The 23,584-nt window shown below is 44.1% G+C and carries 23 protein-coding genes; 1 reads left to right on the top strand and 22 read right to left on the bottom strand.

All coding sequences use genetic code 11. The features are described 5' to 3' along the window. Positions 1 to 91: 91 nt before the first annotated feature. From DESDE_RS10480 to DESDE_RS10465, 4 genes are all read right to left on the bottom strand, one after another. Complete coding sequence (locus DESDE_RS10480; protein ID WP_014793984.1) at positions 92 to 1,066, bottom strand: ABC transporter substrate-binding protein; 975 nt, start codon at positions 1,064 to 1,066, stop codon at positions 92 to 94. A 118-nt stretch (positions 1,067 to 1,184) separates the two neighbouring features. Continuing rightward, entirely contained in the window at positions 1,185 to 1,940 is a 756-nt protein-coding gene (locus tag DESDE_RS10475; protein WP_014793983.1) for an ABC transporter permease, read from the bottom strand. Continuing rightward, a complete protein-coding gene (locus tag DESDE_RS10470) occupies positions 1,931 to 2,710 on the bottom strand; it encodes an ABC transporter ATP-binding protein (RefSeq protein ID WP_019850456.1) in 780 nt (259 codons plus the stop codon). Before DESDE_RS10470 ends, DESDE_RS10475 begins: the two co-directional genes overlap by 10 nt. Next, complete coding sequence (locus tag DESDE_RS10465) at positions 2,697 to 3,326, bottom strand: TetR/AcrR family transcriptional regulator (RefSeq protein ID WP_014793981.1); 630 nt, start codon at positions 3,324 to 3,326, stop codon at positions 2,697 to 2,699. The genes DESDE_RS10470 and DESDE_RS10465 overlap by 14 nt, the downstream gene beginning before the upstream one ends. Before the next feature lie 268 nt (positions 3,327 to 3,594). On the opposite strand from DESDE_RS10465, the gene DESDE_RS10460 reads away from it, so the two are divergent. After that, a complete protein-coding gene (locus DESDE_RS10460; RefSeq protein ID WP_014793980.1) occupies positions 3,595 to 4,470 on the top strand; it encodes a radical SAM protein in 876 nt (291 codons plus the stop codon). Positions 4,471 to 4,519: 49 nt separating this feature from the next. On the opposite strand, the gene DESDE_RS22760 is transcribed toward DESDE_RS10460, so the two are convergent. The 18 genes from DESDE_RS22760 to DESDE_RS10375 form a co-directional block, all read right to left on the bottom strand. Beyond that, complete coding sequence (locus DESDE_RS22760) at positions 4,520 to 4,654, bottom strand: hypothetical protein (protein WP_014793979.1); 135 nt, start codon at positions 4,652 to 4,654, stop codon at positions 4,520 to 4,522. Positions 4,655 to 4,867: 213 nt separating this feature from the next. Beyond that, positions 4,868 to 5,290: a hypothetical protein gene (locus tag DESDE_RS10455; RefSeq protein ID WP_014793978.1), complete on the bottom strand. Its 423-nt coding sequence runs from the start codon at positions 5,288 to 5,290 to the stop codon at positions 4,868 to 4,870. A 12-nt stretch (positions 5,291 to 5,302) separates the two neighbouring features. After that, positions 5,303 to 6,607, bottom strand: a complete 1,305-nt coding sequence (locus tag DESDE_RS10450; protein WP_014793977.1) for a (Fe-S)-binding protein — start codon at positions 6,605 to 6,607, stop codon at positions 5,303 to 5,305. A gap of 1 nt (position 6,608) precedes the next feature. Beyond that, the gene (locus DESDE_RS10445) at positions 6,609 to 8,027 is read right to left on the bottom strand and encodes an FAD-binding oxidoreductase (protein WP_014793976.1); all 1,419 of its coding nucleotides are present in this window, start codon (positions 8,025 to 8,027) and stop codon (positions 6,609 to 6,611) included. Positions 8,028 to 8,068: 41 nt separating this feature from the next. Next, entirely contained in the window at positions 8,069 to 9,244 is a 1,176-nt protein-coding gene (locus DESDE_RS10440; protein ID WP_014793975.1) for an aconitase family protein, read from the bottom strand. A gap of 100 nt (positions 9,245 to 9,344) precedes the next feature. After that, a complete protein-coding gene (locus DESDE_RS10435) occupies positions 9,345 to 10,637 on the bottom strand; it encodes an SLC13 family permease (RefSeq protein WP_014793974.1) in 1,293 nt (430 codons plus the stop codon). A gap of 41 nt (positions 10,638 to 10,678) precedes the next feature. After that, positions 10,679 to 11,101 (bottom strand): 2-oxoacid:acceptor oxidoreductase family protein, encoded by a 423-nt coding sequence (locus DESDE_RS10430; RefSeq protein WP_014793973.1) that lies wholly within the window; start codon positions 11,099 to 11,101, stop codon positions 10,679 to 10,681. Positions 11,102 to 11,106: 5 nt separating this feature from the next. Next, positions 11,107 to 11,967 carry a thiamine pyrophosphate-dependent enzyme gene (locus DESDE_RS10425; RefSeq protein ID WP_242831384.1) on the bottom strand — a complete coding sequence of 287 codons (861 nt, stop codon included), beginning with the start codon at positions 11,965 to 11,967 and terminating at the stop codon, positions 11,107 to 11,109. A gap of 11 nt (positions 11,968 to 11,978) precedes the next feature. Beyond that, positions 11,979 to 13,127, bottom strand: a complete 1,149-nt coding sequence (locus DESDE_RS10420) for a transketolase C-terminal domain-containing protein (RefSeq protein WP_014793971.1) — start codon at positions 13,125 to 13,127, stop codon at positions 11,979 to 11,981. A 21-nt stretch (positions 13,128 to 13,148) separates the two neighbouring features. Continuing rightward, the gene (locus DESDE_RS10415; RefSeq protein ID WP_242831383.1) at positions 13,149 to 13,514 is read right to left on the bottom strand and encodes a 2-oxoacid:ferredoxin oxidoreductase subunit alpha; all 366 of its coding nucleotides are present in this window, start codon (positions 13,512 to 13,514) and stop codon (positions 13,149 to 13,151) included. Between the two features lie 239 nt (positions 13,515 to 13,753). Further along, positions 13,754 to 15,697, bottom strand: a complete 1,944-nt coding sequence (locus DESDE_RS10410) for a sigma-54-dependent Fis family transcriptional regulator (protein WP_014793969.1) — start codon at positions 15,695 to 15,697, stop codon at positions 13,754 to 13,756. Positions 15,698 to 15,887: 190 nt separating this feature from the next. Next, positions 15,888 to 16,742, bottom strand: a complete 855-nt coding sequence (locus tag DESDE_RS10405) for a pyridoxamine kinase (RefSeq protein WP_014793968.1) — start codon at positions 16,740 to 16,742, stop codon at positions 15,888 to 15,890. 115 nt (positions 16,743 to 16,857) lie between these two features. Further along, positions 16,858 to 17,619, bottom strand: a complete 762-nt coding sequence (locus DESDE_RS10400) for an NYN domain-containing protein (RefSeq protein WP_014793967.1) — start codon at positions 17,617 to 17,619, stop codon at positions 16,858 to 16,860. A 178-nt stretch (positions 17,620 to 17,797) separates the two neighbouring features. Continuing rightward, positions 17,798 to 19,147, bottom strand: coding sequence for an MATE family efflux transporter (locus tag DESDE_RS10395; RefSeq protein ID WP_014793966.1), 1,350 nt, complete (start codon positions 19,145 to 19,147; stop codon positions 17,798 to 17,800). A gap of 52 nt (positions 19,148 to 19,199) precedes the next feature. Next, positions 19,200 to 19,652 (bottom strand): MarR family winged helix-turn-helix transcriptional regulator, encoded by a 453-nt coding sequence (locus DESDE_RS10390; RefSeq protein ID WP_014793965.1) that lies wholly within the window; start codon positions 19,650 to 19,652, stop codon positions 19,200 to 19,202. Between the two features lie 219 nt (positions 19,653 to 19,871). Then, entirely contained in the window at positions 19,872 to 20,657 is a 786-nt protein-coding gene (locus DESDE_RS10385) for an enoyl-CoA hydratase/isomerase family protein (protein WP_014793964.1), read from the bottom strand. 19 nt (positions 20,658 to 20,676) lie between these two features. Next, positions 20,677 to 21,135, bottom strand: coding sequence for an Rrf2 family transcriptional regulator (locus DESDE_RS10380; protein ID WP_014793963.1), 459 nt, complete (start codon positions 21,133 to 21,135; stop codon positions 20,677 to 20,679). A gap of 16 nt (positions 21,136 to 21,151) precedes the next feature. Continuing rightward, on the bottom strand, positions 21,152 to 23,398 hold the full coding sequence (locus DESDE_RS10375; protein ID WP_014793962.1) for a molybdopterin-containing oxidoreductase family protein: 2,247 nt from the start codon (positions 23,396 to 23,398) through the stop codon (positions 21,152 to 21,154). Positions 23,399 to 23,584 lie beyond the last annotated feature (186 nt).

The following is a 23,584-nucleotide window of genomic DNA, read 5'->3' as shown; positions in this document are numbered from 1 at the left end:
ACACATTATACTATGATTCTATTGCAGGTGTAAAAAACTAAAAACAAAGCGTGTACGCCGCTTTGTTTTTAGCTGCTATGGTCTATATACTTTAGTATAATCCCGACTGGACAAAGCTCTGATACTCTACAGGATTTTTGAGCAGTCCTTTTTCTTGAAGCCAGTCCAGAACCTTATTGACGTCCTTTTCTTCAGGAAGCTGTGGTTCGGAGTAATGCTGGACCTTATAGGATGCGGCGATGCTTTCTGGTATGTTCACATTCTTAACCAGAAGCTCCTTATACTGATCCGGTGAGGCATTGATAGCCTGAACCCCTTTGGTATAGGCTTGATAATAACGGTTTAAGGCATCTTTTTTCTCGTTGAGGGTGTTACTGCGGACAATGGTCACCGATTGAGAAAGATTCTCCCCTTTAGTGTCTTCCGCAATGATTTTGGCACCTTCTGAAACCACGTAGGATATCTGAGGATCCGGTACCACAATAGCATCAATCTGATTGCTCAAGAGCATTTCCACACGCAGAGGGAGTTTCGCAACCGTCGTCTTATTGACTTCCGATGGATTGACTCCTCCTTCTAAAAGGAGCTTATCTGTAACGTATTCAATAATGGAATTGTTGGAGATGCCGATACTTTTTCCTTTTAAGTCGGAAACGGTCTTAACATTGCTGGCGGGTGAGGCTATAATGGCAAAACGTCCTTCCTCCGGTGTTGCACCAAGGGCTATAGAAGTAACCCGCAGATTTTCTCCCGAGCTTTTAAGCAAAGCGGCAATCATGATATCCGTAATCATACCATCCAGCTGTCCCGTCTGAAAAGCACTTTGCAACTCCACCGGGCTCTGGAAAGGAATTAATTGGACCTCCAGATTCTGTTCAGCAAAATAGCCATTTTGCTGAGCAACCAATATAGGCAGATTTTCTTCAATATTCATGGACCCGATGGTTAATTTGTTCGTTGATTGGGGGTTTCCCGGGTTGGCGGTATTCTGTTGTCCGCATCCTGTGACCAGGGATAAGACAAGAACCAAGGTCAACAAAAAGCTGAAAAAGGATTTACGAACCATTAGATTTTCCTCCTGCTTATTTCAAAATATGAACTTAAGTTCATTTCTTGATTTCTATTAAACTCTCTTTTTTTATAAGTGTCAATAGTTTTTTAATAGAATTAGGTTATCCCTATTGTTATGGATTAACCCAAGAGCAGAAGAACTTTTCGCAGGTATCGAGCAGAAGATAGATAAAGAATCCCATTAAACCCATGGCGATGATCCCGGCAAACATTTTTTCATAGGCTAAACTGCTCCAGGAATTCATGATAAAATAGCCAATCCCCTCTTGAGTCGCATAAGTCTCCACTAAGAAAAGGATGGCCATTGCCGTTCCTAAGCCCAGTTTTAGTGAGGTCAGAATGGACGGAAGGCAGGCAGGAAAATAAACATGCCTATAAAGCTCCAGGGTTGAGGCCCGCAAGGACTCCACGGAGAGGACATATTCATGCTGCACATTACGTGCAGCATCCCTTGTCGTTACAACAATCTGATAGAAAACAATCAAGGTAATCATGACAATTTTAGAAACATCGCCAATTCCCAGTAAAATAAGAAAGAGCGGCAGGAATACCACTTTAGGTACCGGAAAGGTCAGGTAAAGAAAAGGAGCGGACAAGTCATCGGCCCGTTTGTTCTTTCCTAAAAATAAGCCAAGAGGGATTCCTAAAACAGCGGCTACAATCAAGCTGATTCCCACCCGATAAAGGCTCACCCGCAAATGGGGCATAAGGTCGCTAAAAAACAATTCCCCAAAAGATTGGAGGGCTTCCATAGGAGGGGGGAAGGCCACGGTCTGAAGAAGCATTGACAGCATCTGCCAAACAAATCCGATGAGGATTACTGTTACAAGGGTGGCCAACAGTTTGGAGGTGAAGGATTTTAAAGGCATGCCTCACACCTCCCACGCAGGCTTAAGCGCAAAGTGTTGCATACCTTAAGAAACTCCATTTTTCCCCGGGCTTCATAATCCCCTGCTAAAGGATTGTGGATCTCTTGGGTAATGGTTCCTGGACAAGGGGACATGACGAAAATCTTATGGCCTAAAAACACGGCTTCCTCAATATTATGTGTAATAATCAGGATGGTAAGCCCCGTCTCCTGCCAGACATTGAGAACCAAATCCTGCATCTCTTCCCGGGTCAGGGCATCCAGTGAAGAAAAGGGCTCATCCATAAGGAGAAGTTCCGGACTAAGCACCAAAGAACGTGCAATAGCCACCCTTTGCCTTTGCCCTCCGCTTAATTGAATAGGAAAACGCTTCCGTAGATGCAGCAAGCCTAACTGCTTGAGAATCTCTTCTGTACGTTGAGCGGCTTGAGCAACCTTTATTCCTTTTATCTGCAAACCCAGTCTGACATTATCCCATACCGTTTTCCAGGGCAAAAGTCCGTATTCCTGCAAAATCAAAGCAACCTCGTTGCTTTCTTTGGGGGGAGCGCCTTTTAAAAGAACGTTTCCCTGATAGTTCTTATTCAGGCCTGCCACCACACTTAAAAGGGTACTTTTGCCACACCCGGAGGGACCAATAATGGCTCCTATTTGTCCCTTGGGAAGATTTAAGTTGACATCCTTCAGGGCGGGGGTTAATTGACCGTGCTGGGAATAGACCACATTTAATGATTCAATTGCTAAATAATCCATACCTTTATCCTTCTTCATTAACTTTAAATCTCCCAATCCCGCGCATGTTGTAATCAATGAGGGTCTTATAGGCCAAATCAATATCCTTGGGTTCACCCTTGCCAATCCAGGAGAGAATGACTTCACGAAAGGTTCCCACAAAGGCTGTAGCGGTGACCTGGGTATCCTGCCAGGGAATCAAATGCTCCTCCATGAGCTCATCCAAATCAACCTTAGTCAAGCGGATCAAATCTTCTTCAATATCTGCGTATTTAGTGTTCAATGCCGTATGGATCTGCGGAAACTGTTCCAGAAGGATTTTGGCTAAGTACTTCTCTTTCAAAAACAAGTGAATACAAACTTCCATGGAGGCTTGCAGCTTGTCAAAGGTATTGCTGTACTGAGCCCGTTCCTGCTTGATTTTTGCTAATAATTCCGCATAGATCTCTTTAACAATCATGTCCACCAGGGACTCTTTATCGGTAAAATAAAGATAAAAAGTCCCCGTAGCGATTCCGGCCCGTTTGGCGATGGACTTAATGGAAACCTTGCCGATCTCTTCCTCTTCAGATAGGATTTCCTTCGCGGCTTTGATTATCCTTTTCCGACGCAATTCTTGTTTCTCAAGGACTTTATCCGTTTTATTGTAAACCATAACTAACTCCCTTTTTATAATGAAAACCCCGAAAACGCAGCTTACCTACCAGTACAAAAATGTCCATAAACTGAACTAGGATTCAATTTCTGGACAAATTGTACTCTTTATTATTTTTCCAGTCAAGTAGTAAACATAAGTTGATTTAGAATACCTGCGATATCATTGGAAACACCAAACAAACTACAGTTTAAAATAATTAGAAAAGGATTTATCAGGGAGACACCTAATTAATAAAGGAAAACCAAAGGGTTATCGGAGGTGCTTTATGATTTATGAAGGAGCTGTTTTTCGTCCTCCCAGTGAGGCTTCCAGCCTGATTCTGCAAGTCACTCTTGGCTGCCGCCATAATCAATGTACTTTTTGCAGTATGTACAAAGGAAAAAGCTTTCGTATCCGCAGTATTGAGGAGATTATGACCCTTATTGATGCCGGATATAGGGCCTATCCCCATACAGAACGAATTTTCCTCGCCGATGGTGATGCACTGGCCATTGAAACAGATGTATTGGCTAAAGTTCTAAAAGCGCTTTATCAGCGTTTTTCCCGCCTGAAGCGGGTAGGAATCTACGGAGGGCCTAAGGATATCCTGGAAAAAGGCCCCGAAGAACTTGCCCTGCTTAAGGAGCAAGGGTTGAGTATCGTCTATCTGGGGGTGGAAAGCGGCTGCGGGACGATCCTTAACCTTATCCATAAAGGAGTCACCCCTGAGGAAATGATCAATGCTGGTCAAAGAATTGTGGCCAGCGGGCTGAAATTATCCTGCACCATTATTTTGGGGCTTGGGGGCAAAGAACATTCCCAAGAACATGCCGTTGAGACCGGAAAAGTCATCAGTGCTATTGATCCCCACTACCTGGGAGCTCTCACCCTCATGCTGGCACCGGATGCTCCCCTCATCCAAAAGATACAATCCGGCGAATTTACCCTTCTCAGCAAATGGGAAAGTCTGATCGAGCTGGAACTCATGGTTCAAGGCTTAAACTTAAAGGATTGCTTGTTCCGCAGCAATCATGCTTCCAACTACCTCCCTCTCAAGGCCCATCTTCCTCATGATAAAGAGGTGCTTTTATCCACCTTAAAGGAAGTCATCGAGGACAATCGAGAAGAAGCCTTAAGGCCGGAATACTGGCGAGGGCTCTAAAAATAAAAATCCTAGCAAGGCATGCTGCTTTTGCTAGGATTTTTTAGGGTTATTCCATCAATACAGAAGGGGTTTGAAGATTATCGGTTCTGTTTTCTATTAACCCGATATAGGCTTCTTTATATTTTACTGCAATAAGCCCTATTGATATCCCTATAAACATCAGACCGCTCAAGATAACCATACTATCATCTCCCTGAGTTGTATTCTATAAGCATTTCACTGTTTAAGCTGCGACAGTTGTAATTCTATATAAATAGTATCACCATTTGCGGCAATAAAAAAGACTGCCTAAAAATGTCAGGCAGTTCCCTATAATCTGTATTATTCGAAAATTAATGCAACTATCCAATTGATGTGTAAACGCACTTTATTGTGCTAAATATCTCCTATAGTGCTAAAGCCGCTTTCCTTTTTTGATGAGGAGAAACCAATTTTTAGATTCTTGACGCATGAGAAAGTAAACGGCTAAAACTTGGATAGACATATCGATAAACTGCAGCAATCCATTTAAAGGGGTCGTAACAAAAATAGCAAGCAATTGAGGCAAATAAACGAGGAAGGTGACCAGGGTTAAGATGATATAAAATTTACGTGCCCAGTCTTTATTCCGGGAAACATGATATACAAAATATATATTAATCAGAACACCTAGGAATATAAGATAAATATAAGCTTGAAAATAGTCTTGACCCGGAGCAGTAGGGATATTAAGATATCCGACCAAGGCCCCTAGAGCTGTAGCAGTGAGCATTAGCTTTATAGCATAGTCGACCTCTTTAGGCCGAATCACTACCGGTGAATAGATTTCTTTCGCCATACAACTCCCTCCTCATTCGAAAGCTTGAAAAGAAATACTCTCATCAGCGGCATAGGCTTCAACTAAAATTTGTACAGGATGGACGACTTGAACATCAGAGCCGGCTTGCTTCAGTCCATAACCTAATTGCATAGTGCAGGTCGGGCAGGACGTTGCGACAAAATCCGGATTAACAGCCAGGGCGGCGTTAATCTTTTTTTCTAAGACTTTCATGGACAGGTCATGATGCATCACTGTAAAGCTTCCGGCGGAGCCACAGCAGCGGTCTGCATTTTTCATTTCTACAAATTCTACACCTGGAATTTGGGTGAGGACTTCCCGCGGTTCCTTGAATATTTTTTGTGCCCTTTTGAGATGGCAAGGATCATGGTAAGTCACTCTAATCTTACGTTCTTTTTTACCAGGTCGGATTCCCGTTTTCTTCACAAGGAATTGACTGAGATCCCAAGTCTTTGCAGACAACTGCCTGGCCATTTCATATTCGTATTCCCCTTCCGAAAAAAGATGAGTATACAGCTCTTTAAAGGTTGAGGAACAGGATGCACAGTCAGATATAATCGCGTCATAATCTTCTTTGAATAGAATCTCCATGTTGTGCTTCGCCATCTCTTTTGCCGTAGCTAATTCGCCATAAGCCATATGAGGCATTCCACAACATTTTACCCCTTCCACTGTAACGACTTCACACCCGTTATAACTCAACACCTTTACTCCTGCCACAGGAACATCCGGATAGATATGGTTGGTGGCACAACCTAAGAAATATGCAACTCTAAATCTCTTTTCCCCTTGGGCTGGGGTTACCACGGGAATACGCGAACGGGCCGGTTTTTTATTCACATCCGGCATTATCTTTGCACAAGCATTTAACTTCTTGGGAAGGAGATCAAAAAGCTTCGTCTTACTTAGAGCGCTGTGTAAGCCTGTTTTTTGATAAAGCCCGGCTAAGGACATGCTGGCATAAAGCAGCCCCGGACGGGTTAAGAATCCTTTGAGCAGTGCTCCTTTCATAGCAGGCTGTCTCATCACTTCATGGAGATAATTGCGGGAAGCCATGATAATCTCATCGGTGATCACACCGGAGGGACATTCTACGGCGCAGGTCTTGCAGAGCAGGCATGTATAGACAATCTCCGCTAACTCCGGGGTGGGCTTAATCTTGCCCTCCTGAAGTTGCTTAATGAGAGCCAGTCTTCCTCGGGGAGCGCCATATTCTCCCTTAATCTCGGCAAAGAGGGGGCAATGGGCGCGGCAGGTCCCGCATTTGACGCATTTCTTAAGTTCTTCCGCAAAGTTTAAATGGTACGTAGATTGCATCTTAACCCCTCCCCAGCGTCCATATTTTCCCGGGATTCATAATGAGTTTGGAATCGATAGCTTTTTTAATAGACCACATGACATCGAGAGCAATTCCATGCTCTTCCTGCATATACGGAACTCGTGCAAAGCCTACCCCGTGTTCTCCAGTTGTTGAACCACCCATTTCTAAGGCCAGGCGATGAATAGCTTCAGCCACTTTATGAGTTCTTTCCACTTCATCCGGATTTAAAGGATCCATGATCGGTGCAGTATGCATATTGCCATCCCCAATATGACCATAGATCACCACGGGAATCTCGTATTCAGCACCTATATTGCGAATAGCTCTTAGGGCTTCAGGAACTCTGCTAATGGGAAAGCAAACATCTTCACCGGCAAATATCCGTGTTTTTCCTTCCATGAACCGTGCAGAAGCTGCCCCTATAACCGCTCTCCCTTGCCAAAGCTTCGCCATACGGTCCGCATCAGTGGCCCACTCCACACTGGAAGCTCTTTTTTCAGCTATCGCCTTAACTTGGGCCCCTTCCTCCATGACCGCTGCCTTTGACCCATTAATCTCAAAGAAGATGGCTGCTTCCATTTCAGGAATGTTCAAATCAGGTTTAAACTTATTGGCACAGCGGATTCCCCCATCGTCGAGGATTTCGATTCCAGAAGGTATCAAACCAGCCTTAAAGACATCAAGAACAGTCAGGGCACTATCTTCGAGCTTCTCAAAAAGCGCTAACATAATTCCACGCGATTGGGGCTTAGGCAGAACCTTCAAACGGATTTCCGTAATGACACCCAAAGTCCCTTCAGAACCACAATAAAGCCGGGTTAAGTCAATACCGGAAACGCTCTTTAAAGCTTTAGATTTTAAACCGCCGGTTTTCATGACCTCCCCGTTAGGCAGGACCACTTCTAAGCCCAGAACATACTGAAACGTTGCTCCATATTTTACCGCCCGCAAGCCACTGGCATTGTTACAGACCATCCCCCCCACTGTAGCCATTTTCGAACTTCCAGGGTCCGGCGGAAAAAATAGCCCATAGGGGGACAAAGCATCATTTAAATCCGCATGAACAATTCCCGGCCTGACAATCACCTGCATATTCGCATCATCGATCTCAACGATACTGTTCCACCCGGAAAGATCGAGAACAATACCCCCGTTAATAGCTACACTACCGCCCGTTTGACCGCTTCCTGCTCCTCTGGGAGTTACCGGAACTTCGTTTTCCCAGGCATACTTCATCAACCGGGATACATCTTCTGTACATTCAAGACAAACAACCACGTCCGGATAATATTCTGTTTGCTGAGAAACAAAGGAACTGTCATAGGTGTAACAATAACGTTGAAGCTCACTCTTGAGCACTCTCTCTGGTTTAAACATCCCTTCCAGGTCTTGAATAAGCTGTTCTTTTGAAACCATAGACTCTCCCTCCTAGAATATTAAGTGTGTAGAATTTTAAACTACTGCCGGGGTTCCGAGATTTTTCCCCTAAGGGCTGATTGGGCAACGGTCAAGGGGGAAGCTAAATAAATCTCAGCATCTTCTGAGCCAATCCGTCCCGGTGAGTTTCTAATGGTCGTTGTAATGGCTTTATCCCATGGCGAAAGCAATCCGAAGTGCTTGCCTGGGCATGGACCGCAGCCGGGTGGCATAATGACTGCACCACTGCTGCGTAGGATCGTGGAAAGGCCTAGTTCATCCATTTGATTAGCCACAGTCCTTGAAGCGGGAGTAATAATTAACGTAACTTGAGGATGGATCGTTTTCCCTTCCAGTACAGAAGCACACACTTTCATATCTTCCAAACGGCCGGCTGAACAACCGCCGATTATAGCTACTGTGATGTTTCTCCCTTCGAGATTCTTTACCGGTAAGACGCTTGTTGGCGCCGGTGGTACAGCAATCATAGGTTCCAGGGAACCGGCATCAATGGTAAAATCTAATCCTTCCCCTTTTTCTGGGGTAGGTATGATAAAGGCCGTAACGGCTCCTCCTTCAGGAAGTAAATTGCATAATGCCATTTTGGAATCCATACTAGCCTGCTCAAAATAAGAGCCTGATAAAGCCACCGCTTTCCCTTTGATCTCCCCACTAAGGGTTCCGAGAATTTTTAATGCGATATCCCGAGCTGAAATATTGGCCCGTGGATTATTTTCTATGGTAATGTTCACTAGTTCAGGAACGATTAATGTAAAATAACCTGTTTCCAGCGGTGTAATAAGTTGTTCAGCTGAGAGGGAAAAAGCAAGGACACCAAAAGCTCCCGCTGTAGCCACATGTCCATCCGCCCCCACGATGATCATTCCAGGTGATAGAGTCTCTTCTTCAGCGAGAACTTGATGCAATACCCCTTCACCATGGGTATACAACTTAAGGTCTTTCTCTTTTCCTAACTGATAAAGTTCTTGATGAAACATCCGGTCTGAGATCGATGGGGCCGGATAAGCATGGTCCAGTGTGACCATTACCTTAGCCTGATCAGTCAATTTGTAACCAGAGTTCTTCCAGGCTGTTAAAACCTTGGGCCATGTACCATCATGTCCGAGAATAAGATCCGGCTTGAGTTTAATGTCTTGCCCGGCAACGACATTCGGCAGAGAAGACGCTTGAGCTAATGACTGATAAAAAAAGTTCAAATCAATTCCCCCTCTTCTTAAAAAGTGCATTGGTTGGCTCGTTCCGATTGTGTATTCAAGGGGAGCCCCCCTATGCAGGGGGGCTAAAAACCAGTGATTTCTACGCGAGACCAAGAACCGTAAAGAGCAACCAACAAAGTATTGCGCCAAAGACCGACATGGAAAGACCCCAAATCATCATCCCCTTGAAAAGAGGCTTAGAATCAACGGAATCCGGAGCACCCGAGATAAAGACCGCTCCTGTCGTGGAAAGTGGACTCATATCGGTGAGGTGACCTGCCACCACAATCGTTGTGATTAATGCCGGCAGCGCCGAAGGATCTGAGCCGATTTTTTCCAGGAGAAGGGGAGCCATGGGCAAGAACGCAGGCATAATAACTCCTGAAGTGCTGGCATAAGCAGATACTATGGCTGAGAAGAAACCAACCACCAAGGTTGCTGTAAACGGTGTTGAAAAATTGGCCATGATTTCGGCGAAGAGTTCGATTCCGCCGATGTCTTGCATGAGACCAACCAAGACGCTAACCCCTGTGACCAGAATAATTGCTCCCCAGGGCATGGCCTTAAAGGCAGACTTTTCATCAGCACAGTTCATTAAGATCAGGATAGAGCCCAGTAGGAACGATACTAATCCGATATCAAGCTTGAAGCCGATAACACAGATAATCAAGATCCCGACTGCCCCAAGAGTTGCTTTTTGAGCAAAATTGAAAGGTTCAACCACCATTGCGGCTAATACTTTAGCAGGGCTATTGGTATCATGGCGTACTTTCCAAAGCTTTCTTCCCCCAAAAAGGAAATAAGCAACTCCTGCAACCAAGATATGGACGAGCAGCATGCTGATCCACATACTTATGGCCATATCCGTGATCCCCATTCCGGCCAGAACGCTGTTCCCGACGATTCCATTGGGTGCAAGGGGAGACATAGCACCGGCTTGGGCACCGTTTCCTACCACAAGCGCCATAAGAAGTGGGGGAATCCCGACTTCAGCGGCAAGAACCATGACAGGAGCAGCCATCAGGGCAGAAATTGAAATCTGTCCCGGGCCAATTGAGGAAAGAATGAAGGCAAGAAAGAAAAGCACGATTGGGATTATGGCCACATTCCCTTTGGCCGATTTAACGGTATACTTTGTAATCTTATCCAAAGTTCCATTGACTTGGGCGATTCCAAAAAGGAAGGTTACCCCGGCCAGCATAATGAACAAACTTACAGGATACGCTTTAATAAGCTCTTTAACCGGAACACCACCGATCAAATGCCCAATGACAAGAGTTAAACCCAGGGCCAAGGTTCCCAGGTTTGTATTTCTCCAGATGGATACAATAATAGCTAATACCAAGGCGACTAGAGACAGTACATCCATATTGCTCGCTAGAAAATCCAACATACTACTCCCCCGCAATTTTATTTTTTAGCATTTCAGTTTGCCTATAGTACACTATGTTCTTTAAGCGCTCGCATCAATTCATCTTCACAATCTGCTCCACCCTTGACATTTGAGTCGAAGGGGATAAATCGGTAATTGTCGGCTTTCTCTCCCAAAACTTCGGCTGTAACTCCAAGAGCCATGACCAGGCCATTAGGTTTTAATCCCTTGGTTACATCACTTACTGCAAATAAGCTATTATCCAGTACTACGATAACATCTGGAGTGGTCTCATGTTCTGAGCGTTCAATAATGACCTTTTCAGAAATTCTTATGGTAGAGTTGGTGGGATTGCCAGGTCGAAATGCTCCAAATCCATCAAACACCTGGACATGTTTACCTTCGGTCATAAGCTGTTTTCCTATTGTTCTGGTTATTTTTCCTACAGGCTGCCCAAAACGCCCCAAGAATTTTATTTCGATCATGGATCTCACTCCCCTCGCCCATAATAGGTATCCACAGATTTTTGAAAACTTGAAATGTGATCCTCATTTAAATGTTTAAAACGTCCTTGGGATTTAAGATAATCTGCTACTGGAGTAAAGCTCGGCTCGTAAGTCCGGGTTCTTTTTCCTTCATCGACTTCAAAGAGTTCCCAGAGCCCGCATTCAGTTGCCTTCCTGGAGATTTCAATCGTTTCTTCGGGTTTGATCTGCCAACCGCGGTGACAAGGGGCCAGGATATGAATATAGGAGAAACCTTTCTTAGCGGCAGCCTTTTGAAACTTCGCCATGAGATCTTCAGGGTAAGCTATATTCGCACTGGCAACATAATCAATACCGTGAGCTTCCATAATAGCCAGCATGTTCTTCTTATGAACTGTTTTCCCTAAAGCACTATTACTGGTCATAGCATATAAGGGAGTTTGGCTGCCGGTTTGACCGCCTGTATTCATATACATTTCATTATCATAGAGAACATGAATCATGTGTTCTTGACGCTCAGCCGCACCTGTAAGGGATTGGAACCCGATATCCGCACTCCCTGCATCTCCGCCCCAGGATACAACATGAACATCCTTAATTCCCTGGATCTCCAGGGCTGCTCGAATTCCTGAGGATACCGCCGGAGCACATTCAAACAAGGTATGGTAGAAAGGCACTCCCCACGTTGTTTTGGTATTATTACCACCCAGGGTGGCCATACAAGATGCCGGGATTGTGATAATAGTCCGTTCGCCAAGAACCTTCATAGCCTGTCTTCCGGCGATTGCTGCTCCGCATCCTTTACATCCCACATTGCCCTGTCCAAACAGTTCTTCTTTTGGAAGCTCTTTAAAATCTATCATCATTCATCCCCCCTTTATAATCCGATCCATGCGGAAGTATTTGTCTTTGAGTTACTGTTCTCCGTATGTTCCACTGCTTCTTTTACTTCTGGAATGCCGCATTGGCGTCCGCCTAGTCCAAGGATTACCCCATTGATCACTTGGTTTCCATAACCATAGGAAGCTGCCTTAATCTCTGTGGCTAAAGCTCCTCCCACACCGAAAACAATATTTTTATCCAGCACTGTCACATACTTAGCATTTTTTATTTGGGCTAAGATCGCTTCTGCTGGGAAGGGCCTCCAAACCTTGACTTTTAATACTCCGATCTTCTTGCCCTCTTTTCTCAATTCATCCACTAAAACCCTTGCTGTACCGACAATAGACCCCATGGCCACGATCACATGTTCAGCATCTTCTGTTTTATATCCCTCTACAAGCCCACAAGAGGTTGTGCCGAACTCAGCATTATAGGCTTCAGCTGTTTGCGGAATCAGGGTTAGTGCCTGAAGCATAGCCTGGTTTTGTTGATACTTATAATCAGTGTAGAATTCAGGGCCGGTGACGGTATTTACTCCCCTAGGGTTATTAATATCAAGAGCAGGTTGACGGTTTAAAGGGAGGAATTTTGCCACTTTCTCCTGTTCCGGTATATAGACCTCCTCCAATGTATGGGATTGGATATAGCCTTCGTAGTTCACCATAACGGGAGTGCGTAGTTCCTCGGCAACACGGAACGCCTGAATGGTGTTATCCATAATATCCTGATTGTTTTCGCAGAACATTTGAATCCATCCGCTGGCTCCTTGGGAGATCGCATCACCATGTTCCGGAAAACGGCTGTGAGGAGCTGATAAAGCTCTATTGGCTACTCCCATGACAATGGGTTGACGAAGACCTGCCGCGTGATAAACGACTTCCGTCATGAGCAATAATCCCTGAGAGTTCGTTACTGTATAACTGCGTGCTCCGGCTAATGAGGCCCCCAGCACCGCTGCAAGGGCACTATGATCGGATTCCACTCTTATGAACTTACAATGAAGTTCTCCGTCCTCAATATATTTGCTTAGTCTTTCCATAGCTGGAAAAGCAGGGGTAATAGGGTAATACCCCAGCACTTCGATCTGAGCGAGCTTGGCACCTAGGGCAGCTGCTTCACTTCCTGTAATAAGTGCTTTATTCATTAGATTTTCTACCTCCTTGCCCTAAAAAATTCCTCGTGGACCTGTGTATTCCGGCACCATCTCAATTCCTTCACTTTCTTTGGCACAGATGCCGCAACCTTTGCAATGCTTATAACTCACTACGATCTCGTCTCCCTTTAAAAAGAGGGCTCCATCCGGGCAATAAAGCAGAACAATGGGGTTGACCAAGGTCTGATCAATAATCACCGGACGAACAATACGTTGAATGGCTGAATTCGGTGATTCCGCCAGGGAACCTGGTTCAGCTGAAGGAACAACAGGCAGCTCCTTTAATACCATATCTTCAACACCTCCTTGCTTTTTGGTTACGCCATAGATTAGAGCAAGAAGCATGCCAACCCCATTGCCATAAATGGATAATCTCAAAAATAGCGGCTATTCTTATTGAGAAATTTTTTTTAAACCCTTGATTTTCAAGAATTTATTGAATTAAATAAAATAGTATTTTCGAATACTTTATTTAATTGTTCAATTTAATTGATGGATAATTTCGAAGATAAAAAAATAAACGCCCTGAATGTTTCAAGTCTGAAACATTCAGGGCGTTCAGATATGTAACGCTTGTTCACTTATGAAACACTCACCCCTTCTGTGTTACAGCTAGATTACCCCTGAAGTTTTCTCCACAAAGTAGTCCTACTTATTCCCAAGCGTCGGGCGGCTTCCGTTTTGTTTCCTCCCACTTCCTCAAGAATTTGTAGGATCACTTGTTTTTCTAATTGATTCATAACTTTGTCGCCAGAAGCGGGCAGAGGAGCAAAAGAAAACGTCTTATTGTCGGGGTTCTGGGGCTTTGGAGTAGCTGGTCTTTTTTCCGCCGAAATTGCCCCTTCATCCATGAAGAGGACATTTGAGATTTCCTGGGACGTAATTTCGTCCACCCATGGGCGCATAGCCAATCTTTCCATGGCATTGCGGAGCTCGCGAAGGTTTCCGGGCCAGGCATAATCTAAGAGGCATTTCTCTGCTGCGGGAGAAAATTTGCCCATAATCTTTCCTCGTCGGGAACAGAATTCATTTAAGAACCGGTAAGCGATTAATAGGATATCCTTGTCTCTGACCCGAAGGGGAGGGATTTTGAGGGAGAGCACATTGAGTCGAAAATAGAGATCCTCCCGGAAGGCATTGCTCTCTACCATTTTCCTCAGTTCCCGATGAGTTGCAGCGATAAGGCGTATATCCACAGGAATAATGCTGCTATCCCCTAAGCGCATAACCTCACCTTGCTCAATAACCCTTAACAAACGTGCCTGCAGCATGGGAGACATTTCCCCTACTTCATCAAGAAAAAGTGTTCCTTGATGAGCCATTTCAAACACACCTGCTTTGCCACCCTTGCGGGCACCTGTAAAGGCTCCCTCCACATATCCGAATAACTCACTTTCCAGAAGGCTTTCAGGCAAAGCTGCACAATTTATCGCTACAAAAGGCTCATTTTTTCGTTTGCTTGCATTGTGAATAGCGTGAGCAAACATTTCTTTTCCAGAGCCTGTTGCTCCTTGAATCAAAACAGTTGAGTCAACCCCCGCATATTCTTTGGCTAAATTCTTGGCATTCACCAAAGCCACACTATGACCAAGGATATCACGAAAATGATATTTGGCCGCTAAGCCTCGATCGGCAAGCTTTCGTCTGACTTTCCCTTCTAATTTTTGCAACCTCTCGATTTGCTGAAAGGTGGTAACAACCCCTTCGATCTTATGGTCAACAAGAATAGGCACCCGATTAGCCAGAACTTTGGTGCCTCCAATCTCCATGAATTCTGCGATTTCAGCCTGACCACTGCTCAGTAATCTTTGACATCCAGCATTGGGAATGATATGGGTAATGAATTTTCCGATAGCATCTTCTGCCTTCCAACCGGAAATAGTTTCGGATGCCTTATTAAAGACCGTAATCTTTCCTTCCCTATCAAGAGCAATGATTCCGTCATAAGAAAATTCCAAAATGGCTTTGAATTGTTCCGCTTTTTTCGCTTCTTGCTTGCGGACAAAATTAACCCGGCGGGCCTCCTCTATGGCTCGCCGAACAGAATCCATCCCTGAAGAAATAACCACGGACTTCATCCCTTGTCTCCCAGCTTCATTAGCCATAGCGACTTTACCCATGACCACTTCCACTCCCTGCTCCCGCAGGTATTGAACCCCTTTGCTGATATCTTCCAGATCATTATGGCAAATATATTTCACGAGTTCATCCTCGACGGTCTCGGTGAAAGCATCTAAATCTAAATTATTCACAACTTCCTCTACATCCACAATTCCGACGCGCCGCCCCATTTTCTTCGCTTCGAAAAAAGCTCGGACAATATCATATCCGCCGATGGAAACTTCCACTAAAGGAAGATCAAGGCCGGCATTGTGCAACTTCCAAAATGTAACTCCCCGAGTAATCAATACATGATAACCCATCTTTTCCGCTTTCCTGGCCAGTTCTACAGCAGCATCCATTCGGGATACACTAATGGTTACATCATTGCTTCCCTGGCAAACTTTTTGAGCCACCTGAGCAATATCTGAATAAGGTGCTAAGAATAAAATCTCCGGCACAATAGTTACCTCCTGGATTAATTCTATTTCTTAAAAAAGGATTCGATAAAGATTTCTAAGATTCCTGCTTAATAGTTTGATTTTTCTAATTATTTAAAACAGCTCTTCAATAGGAATTTCTTCATATATAAATAAAAAACACTCACAGGGAGTGTTTTTTATTTATAGGTAAACTTTATCAATCTTTAATTTATTTCATCAAACCTAATCTTTGGATCAGATGAGGAAGTGCCCGCTCGAAGCAGACTCCATATCTGCGCTCTTGATTAGCTTCTACGGTAAGTTGAATGCATTTCAAGGTATAATCCACCGCAATTTGAGTAGCCTCTGCTAAAGAAAAATTATTGAGAAGACCGGATAATAAGGTACTGCCAAAGACATCTCCTGTGCCATGGAAGTAACCTTCCACCCGCTCATTAAAGGCATAGCTTACACTATCCGTCTTCCGATCATAGCAGGCTGCGCCAAGTTTTGCGGAGTCAAAAGAAATACCCGTTAAGACGACTTTTTCAGCTCCCATGTCGGAAAGTTTTCTTAGAGTTTTCTCGATATATTCCTGGGAATAGTCATCTCCTACATACTCTTCCTCAAGCATAAAGGCTGCTTCAGTTAAATTCGGCACGATGATATCGGCCATGGAGCAGAGCTTTGCCATCCCTTTAGCCATCTCCGGAGAGTATACCGAGTAGAGAACCCCATTATCCGCCATAACCGGATCCACCATAACTAAGGTGTCTTCTCCTCCAAAGGTTTTAAAGAGATCGGCCACTAAATCTATCTGGGCAAAGGAGCCTAAAAAGCCGCTGTATAAGGCGTCAAACTTTAGATTAAGAGATTGCCAATGCTTGGATATGGGCTCGATATCTTCAGTCAAATCCCGATAGGTGAACCCTTCAAATCCTCCCGTATGGGTTGACAGGACTGCTGTGGGCAATACTCCTGTATCAAATCCTGCAGCCGAAAGAATAGGCAATGCTACGGTTAATGAGCATCTTCCTACACAGGATATATCATGGATAGCCCCTACTCGTTTTTGTCTTTCCATAGTCACTTCTCCTTAACAAGATAATTAAATAAATTAGCAACGGTTAATTATAGCTTAAATAGTTCCCATTGAAAAGGTCAGCTATAAAAGCAGGATCATTAAGTGTTATGCTTTCTTATTTAGTCTTAGGTTTATTCTTTATGAAGTAATGAATAATATTCGGATTGCTGGTTTTGCGGGGTTGGATTTCAAATTGCTTTAATGAGGAAATAAGGGGAGTCAGCTTAGTATGCCCATAGTTTCTGGTATCAAAATCCGGATAGCGTTTATTCAGTCTTTTACCCACTTCACCTAAAAATGCCCAACCATCCTCGTCAGAGCTTTCTGTAACAATAATGCGAATGGTGCGAATCAAATCATCCAGGGAAGCCATCCCATCTTTCGTAGGATCATGCTTCTCATTTTTTAATTGAGCACCATTATCAGATGCATTGGTAGAGACGCCGGCGAGAACTTCTAAATACTTAAATTTCTCGCAAGCAGCGATAAAAGGTGTGGGGGTTTTTTTCTCGCCCATACCGATGACATACATTCCCGCCTCCCTTAAGCGAGCGGCCAGCCGGGTGAAATCACTATCGCTGGACACGATACAAAATCCATCTACATTTCGGGAATACAGGATATCCATGGCATCAATAATCAAGGCTGCATCGGTTGCATTCTTACCTGTAGTGTAACTATATTGTTGAATGGGTGTGATGGAATAATTAAGGAGAACGTTTTTCCAGGACGATAATTGAGGTTTAGTCCAGTCCCCATAAATTCTTTTATAGGTAGGAATGCCATGATTGGACACTTCATCTAAAATCGACTTAATGTATTTTTCCGAAACATTATCAGCATCGATGAGTACTGCAATATTTTTATCATTATCCATAAGATATCCCCTTCAAAACGAATTAATTTCAATATGTAGCGCAATCTATCCTTACCAGTATTAGTATAATGGAACTTCATTTTACTTACAATACGAATCGCACCCCCTTATAAAAAACCGCTTCTTCAAGCGAAGAAGCGGTTCGTTGTTTTGTTTTGTTTATTTTATGATAAGGATTTTAGTCGCCCATGGCTAAGGCTGGCTTTTTGTACTTTTTAAGTTCAAAGAACAAGAATGTTCCTGTCACAAAAACAGCCAAACCATCCGCTATGGGTGCAGTGACCCATACCCCTTCAATACCGTAGAACTGAGGGAGCACCAGCAGGAGGGGAATAAAAAGAAGCACTTGTCTGGAAAGACTTAGGATCGTAGATTGAACCGGTTTTCCTACTGCCTGGAAGTAGCTGGAGCCCACGATTTGAAAACCGATAATTGGCATCAATGCCAGGAAGATGAGGGATGCATGGACGGTTAGTTCTGTGAGTGCTACGTCGTTTTTACTAAAAAGCCCCACCACTGGAACGGCAAAAAGATGCAGCAGAATATATCCGCCTGTGGCCATAGCGGTGCTTACAAGAACTGCCTTTTTCAAAGTCTCTTTGACCCGCTCATAATTTTGAGCTCCGTAATTATAGCCGATAATGGGTTGTGCTCCCTGGCTGACTCCGACAATGGGCATAAGGAGCAGCATGGATATACTCATGAGAATTCCCACTGCTGAAAGAGCCAAATCTCCGCCATATTCCCTTAACGTATTGTTCAATAGAGTTTGTTGAACACTGTTCGCTATTTGCATGGCAAAAGGTGCAAAACCAATGGTTAAGGTCTTTAAGACAATGGACATATCCAGCTTTAAATATTTGGCTCTCAGCTTAATTTTACTGCGTCCAAGAAGGAAATGGCTCAGAACCCATATTGCCGAAACGGTTTGACCGGTAACTGCTGCCCAAGCGGACCCTTGAATTCCCCAATTAAAAATAAAAATGTAAATGTAGTTGCAGACAATGTTAATGACAGCACCTATAATCTGAGTCAACATGGCGATACGAGGATTACCTTCGGCACGAATAAAGTTGTTCATACCAAAGGCGATAGAACCCGGTACTGCACCCAGCATAATAATGTGGCTGTATTCTTTGGCATAGGGCAGAGCCTCCGGGCTGGCGCCAAACATAATTAAAAGAGGTTCGGCATTAAGGAAGTAAACGATGGATAAAAGAAAAGGCAAAAAAATAAGAAGAGCGGTAGCGTTGCCCGCGATTTTTTCTACTTCGTCCATCTTTTTTTCACCCATGCGAATGGAGATTAAGGCAGTGGCCCCCACACCCACCAGCATGGCGACGGCCATCAGCAGAATCATCACCGGCATGGCGACGGTAACTGCTGCGATCGCTATATAACCAACACCCTGACCAACGAATATGCGGCTTATAATATTGTAGAGAGCATTAACCAACATCCCGATAATCGCCGGTAAGGAAAATTCCCAAAGTAATTTTCCAATGCTATCATTTTTAAGACTAATCATTAAAACACTTCTTTCTCACTCGATAATCTTCTTTTTATTTTGATGCAATGCGTTAAACTTGCACCCGTTTAAGGAAATCAACGACCAGCTGCAAATTATCTTCAAAAGACTGAATATCCTTTGCATCAAAAGCAGCCAAAGACTCTTCCATCTTTTTTGTAAAAGCAGCAATACGCTGATTGATTATATCTTTTCCTTTAGGACTTAAGTAAATCAAATTTTTTCGGCGATCCTTGGAGTCAACGGAACGTATAATCAGTTCCCTTTCCTCCAGTAGATCAATCAAGGCTGTCAGGCTTCCTTTTTCAATATCCAAACCCTTACCGATCTCAGTTAGGGTTTTCGGATTTTCATGATAAAGGAGATTGAGAATTTTTATATGGTTTTTCTTCAAATCGGAAGGATTATCTACATCATTACGAAATTGGAGACAAAACTTCTCATGGTATAACCCCATAAATGCAATCATTAATTTATGAATCTGCTTTGTATTATCATAGTTCATTACAACCACCTACCTTTAAACAAAGAAAATAAAACATAAGAATTCAGACAGTTAGTAAACTAACAATAAGCATACTTAAATATTATAGTGATAAACAGTCTATAATGCAAGCCCTTTATTTCGAAAGCTAGGGCATGGGAAACCTGATATGCACAAAGAAAGGGATATCCTTAAGACATCCCTTTCATGAGTAACTATGTATTTCACGATTTTCGATGATTATCGGTCTTGAAAGACGGGTTTGCGTTTTTCAAAAAATGCCGCTACCGCTTCATCCTGATCTTGGGTTCCGCAGCAGAAAGCCGTTTGAATCTGTTCCAGAAGCAGACCTCCCGCAATGCTGCTATCCGCCGCCGCATTGATCGCTTTTTTGCCGAAACGCACGGCCCATGGCGGATTATTGGCAATCCGTTTGGCTAATTTCATCGCTCTTGCTTGTAACCCTTCGTAATCCTCTTCGACAAGCTCAATAAATCCTATCTGCAATGCTTCCCGGGCATCGATTTCCTCACAGGCTAGAATCAGCCGTTTAGCTTGCCCCGGACCTATAAGGCGGGGTAAACGCTGGGTCCCTCCCATATCCGGTGCTAAACCAAAACGAGCCTCGGGTATTGCAAAGCGGGCATCGGCTGAAGCCAGCCGAATATCACAAGCCGTGATCATTTCGAATCCCGCTCCATAACAAATCCCGTTGACTGCGGCAATAACCACGGCATTCATCTCTTGAAAACGGGTGTAGGTACGCTGGATTTTCGGAATATTGGTAATGACCGATTTTGAGTCGAAGCTCTTAAGTTCTTTCAAATCGATTCCGGCAGAAAAGTTGGGTCCTTCGGCATTGATAATAAGCACACGAATTTCAGGGTTATCTTCGATGTCATCCTGTATTTTTTGGATTTCCATCCAAGGTTCGTAACCGAGAGTATTCATCTTCTCAGGCTGGTTTAAGGTCATGGTAGCTATTGGGCCATTGCTCGTTACACGAAAATATTTATACTCCTCCATGTTATTACCTCCATAAGTTTTATTTGAGTTTTAAGTGCTTAAGAATAGAGTAATCAAAGGGTGGAAAGGATTCTAATAGCATTTGGATGGTCACCTTTCCTAAAGATTCTTCAAGAGCCTTTTTCGCTTCCTCAAAAGGTGGTCGAAGCACTTCGTTGATCCGGCTACCTATAGGACAATATAGATTAGGATGATCGTGGAGACCAAAGAGGGCATTTTGATCTGTTAATTCCACCGCTCGATAGATATCCAATAAAGTGATCATCTCCGTATTTCTGGTTAGCTTCGCCCCTCCGGTACCCGAAGGAATGGAAATAAGCTCTGCTTTTTTTAAATACCTCATAATGCGCCGTATCAGAGCCGGATTGGTATTGACACTCACGGCAAGGACTTCACTGGTTACTTTTACATCCTCAGGACACCAGGCAATAATGATTATAATTTGCACAGCTACAGGAAATCTGCTGCTTAATTGCATTATCTAGTACCTCGATTCATTTGGATGACTTTACTTCCACCCGGCAGGGAATCCGGCGATGAATGGGAGTGCACATCTCATCTCTGTCCGTGCTATGCACCAATTCATTGACATTGACCCCATATTGAGTGCCCTCATAGATCAGCCCGCCCCCGTGTCGAATATAGACACAGCCTTGGGCAGCGTAAGGACTAATCTCAACTTCGATCTCCGCCGCAGATGCCTTTGTGGTTATTTTAGCTTTATCCCCGTCGCTAATTCCCAAATCTTTGGCATCTGCCTCGTTCATAAGCATAGTTGCCCAACGCTCTGATCCATTCCACTGAGGATTGCGCATCATGGTGTTGGCAACGGTCTCATGATGAAGTCCTGCGTGCAGTATCAGGGGATAGTTCTCAGGCAACTTCAAATCGGCCCTTTCCTTATCAATAGTGGCTGCTTGAAGAGGTTCAAAGAGTTCTTCAATTTTCAAGGCAAGCTTTTTATCTTCCGTGCGCAGCATTTGGAAATTGTCGCCCTGAAATTTGGCCAAGACTAAACCTTGGGGATGCTCAAGGATATCCTGAAACATCTTTTCAACCATAGTCATATCTGCGGGATAGCCCATGGCCACCGCTCCGGTTTTAAAGGCTTTACTGCTGTTTATCAGCAGACCCACGATTAAAGCCTGGTTAACGGATCCGAGAGCCTTTCCCAGAGTTTCCGCCAGGATAAGAGGGGCAAACCTGGCGTATTGAGGGTTTTCCATAAGATAAGCATTCATAGTCCCTAAATATGGGGTAATTCCTTTCTTCCCTGCCTCATAGAGACTATCCGGCAGTTGCGGCAAAAAACCCATGGCCTTGATTAGTTCTAAAATGATGGCTGAACCCTCCTTGGCTTCAGGACTGATGGGCTCAAGGACAGGCTGACGCATCTGAAAATAAAACTCCGGGTAGGAGTAATTAAAGCAAGTCGTATCGTAGGACTCCAAATAACTGAGACTTGGCAGGATATAGTCACACAATCGGGCGGTTTCTGTATAAGCAATATCAATACAGACTGAAAGCTCCAAGGCCTGGAAAGCCTTTTCATAAGCCAAGGTATCCGGCCAGGAGCGGAGCGGGTTACAAGCGCTGACGATCATTGCGCGGATCCTCTCCGGATGATCGCTGATTATCTCATCCGGCAATATGGTCGGTGGAAATACCCCCAACACGGGAAACATCTTATGTTTGACCGTACGCCAGGTTTTAGGGTTTCGTTCATCACTGTCACTTCCCATAGGATAAAGGAAGGCGGGGAAAATCTGACCCCCTTCCACAGCCAAGCGTCCCGTCATGGCCCGCAAAATATGCAGTAAGTAATTATTGATAGTGGAATTGCGATTCATATAGATTCCCAAATCCTGATGGATACAGGACTTCGTCTGGGAAATCACGCGAGCTACTTCTACCACATCCTCATAATTAAGTCCACAGACCTCTTCCACGGCTCTCTTAGACTCGAAGCCGTTAAAGAGTGGAGCAACTTCATCCCACCCGTTCACATGGTCTTCAATAAACTTTTTGTCTTCCCATTCCTGATCCAAAATAATACGGATGATGGCTTTTAAGAGCAGAGTATCGGACCCTGGGCGCAGGGCTAAATGAATATCCGCAAACTTAGCCGTTTCGGACAGGCGAGGGTCAATAACAATCAGTTTTTTCTGGGGATTCTCAGCAAATTCCTTAAGTAAAATACGAGTGCGTGGTTCCTGGTGACTCATCCAGCCGTTCCAACCCCAGGCCACTAAAGTGTCCGCCCGATGGGCATCCGACATCGAGGTCAACCCCTGTTTTCCAGCAATACGGCCATCCACCCAAAAGACATTGGAAAACTCCTGTGCCAATGAAGAGTAATAATAACGTGAACCCAGGAAGCTTAAGAGTCTTAATCCTGTCCCTACTTCCATCTGTCCGCCGACATTACCTCCGCCCACATAAGCAAAGGATTTAGGTCCATAGTGTTCTTTTATGGACAACAACTTTTCGGAAATTTCACCAATGGCCTGTTCCCAGCTGATTCTCTCATGATGGTCTCCTACTTTTTTCAGGGGGTAATGAAGGCGATCCCCGTTGCGCGCATAATGGGCAATCCTTAGGCCTTTTCGGCAGCAATAACCAAGACTTCGGGGATTATCCTTATCCCCACGTACTTTAATGATATGATTCTTTTCTATCTCCAGTTCCAAACCGCAATTCTGTGCACAGAGTATGCAACCGCTCTTTTTCCATTCTCCCATGTTTTCTCCCCTCTTTTGCAATCTATTGTTGTAACTATTTTAGTTACATCTTAGCATGTATCTAAATATTCTGTCAATTGCGAGGTAGAAAAAAATGACAGCGCGAAACACTCCGCAAACTGCCATTTTGAGACTTCCATTCCTTAATTGCTTATCTATAGTATTGGTTCTCCTGATTTTCGCAGG

It is taken from the genome of Desulfitobacterium dehalogenans ATCC 51507 (genome assembly GCF_000243155.2).
GTDB lineage: Bacteria > Bacillota > Desulfitobacteriia > Desulfitobacteriales > Desulfitobacteriaceae > Desulfitobacterium > Desulfitobacterium dehalogenans.
The sequence above is the reverse complement of the archived record's forward strand: the minus strand, read 5'-3'. Positions and strand labels throughout refer to the sequence as shown.